Genomic DNA, 1453 nt, shown 5'->3' on the forward strand with positions numbered 1-1453 from the left:
TTCCATGGTGCTCTCCCATCCTCGCAGCAATATGCTGCGATCTTAACAGGAGCTGACCTCTCGTGAAGGACGAGCCCGATTACGCATGCTTGTGGCCCCAGTGATCTGTTTGCACTTTCAACGAGATACAGTTTCTTGTCAGTTGTCACAGCAGTAACTTGAAAGCTCAAAGCCCTGCGGTTGCAATGAGGGATCGCAGCTTGTTACCCACATCGACCGGATCTCCCGGTGCTGTCATATCCGGCAGCCAAGCGATATCCCATTTGCTACGCTGTTTGATGCCTAGCGTTGGTTGAACTTCTGCATGGGTAAGAACGGAGTATGGGCTCACCGCGATCTGGTAAGTTTCACAGAGATCAGCAGCAGTCTCCGCTAGTGCCTGAACTTGAACTTGCGTGATTGGATACTTGCCGGGATCAAAAGGAGACTCTATTGCGCCCGCCATGGCATCAAAGGCTACGCCAATGGAGCCGGAGTTGAGCGCTCTGGTGTGGGCTGCATAGCGGCCATCGAGGCAATTCGCGTTGGCTTCCGGTTTAAGTGCTCCTGCATGTGTTCGGCCTGAGCGATCGATGATGAGATGATAATGCTGTCGCTCCAGCTCGAAGAGCCCGTCCGCGCCTGCTGTCCAATGCAGGATGATGCGGTGAAGTCCAGAGGCGTGAAACAACTCCTCGACGCGCTTCACGTTCCGCGCTTTCAACGCCTCAGCTATCGCAGCTCTTGTCTTTGGTCCACCAAGACCATCGATGGGACCAGGATCATAGCCCAGCGCAGCAAGTCGGGCTTGGATGTCTCGTGTGGTGTACGTCATGGTTGGTCCTCCAGACATAGAAAAAAGCCACCCGAAGGCAGCTTGAAGAGATGAGTTCTTTGGGATGCGCAGGCATCAGGCTCGGTCTTTGGCTTTTCTCGCTTGTGCCAGCTCCTGAAGCGCCTGGGTGAGTTCCTCGCGCTTTTGGCGCACAGCAAGTACAGCCTGCTGACTACAAGTCTTGCATGTCCGTTTACGGGACCGCGGAACGATTTTCAGGAGGTGTTTAATCACGGCGCTTGATCTCCTCGGTTAAGGCGCGAATGGCCTCTGTGCTGGCTTGCAAGCCTTCGGTAGCCTCTTTCTGGATTTCACGAAGGGCAGCGTTGTATTCTTTGGTGTCTTGCCGCCACCAATTGAGCACCCGCCAGGCAAAGAAGCCCAGAGCGACAATAGCAACGGCGGCGGGTCCTCCGCCCAGCGCATTAATGACTTCGCTAAGGTTGGTCATGGTGCGTCCGGTACACCAACGCTGAGATAATGGATGGCCACGCTGATGGTGCCGCCGGTGAAGCCACTGCCTTTGGCCGTCAGGCGAATGGGCGTCTCTGAATAAAAGCCTTGCGGGCCGATGATGCCCTTGTTGGAGCTGCCAGCGGCAATGCCGAGGGAACCGCCGAACTTGGAGAACTCGCCGTC

The 1453-nt window shown here is 55.7% G+C and carries 2 protein-coding genes and 1 pseudogene; all 3 read right to left on the minus strand.

The genetic code is table 11. The features are described 5' to 3' along the window. Positions 1-166: 166 nt before the first annotated feature. A complete protein-coding gene (locus PPL9_RS14190; RefSeq protein WP_057463316.1) occupies positions 167-814 on the minus strand; it encodes an N-acetylmuramoyl-L-alanine amidase in 648 nt (215 codons plus the stop codon). 226 nt (positions 815-1040) lie between these two features. Beyond that, entirely contained in the window at positions 1041-1265 is a 225-nt protein-coding gene (locus PPL9_RS14195) for a hypothetical protein (RefSeq protein WP_057463317.1), read from the minus strand. After that, positions 1262-1453, minus strand: a pseudogene (locus PPL9_RS32415) (DUF2793 domain-containing protein); the annotation flags it as partial. The gene PPL9_RS14195 and the pseudogene PPL9_RS32415, both read right to left, overlap by 4 nt.

The organism is Pseudovibrio sp. POLY-S9, from assembly GCF_001431305.1.
GTDB lineage: Bacteria > Pseudomonadota > Alphaproteobacteria > Rhizobiales > Stappiaceae > Pseudovibrio.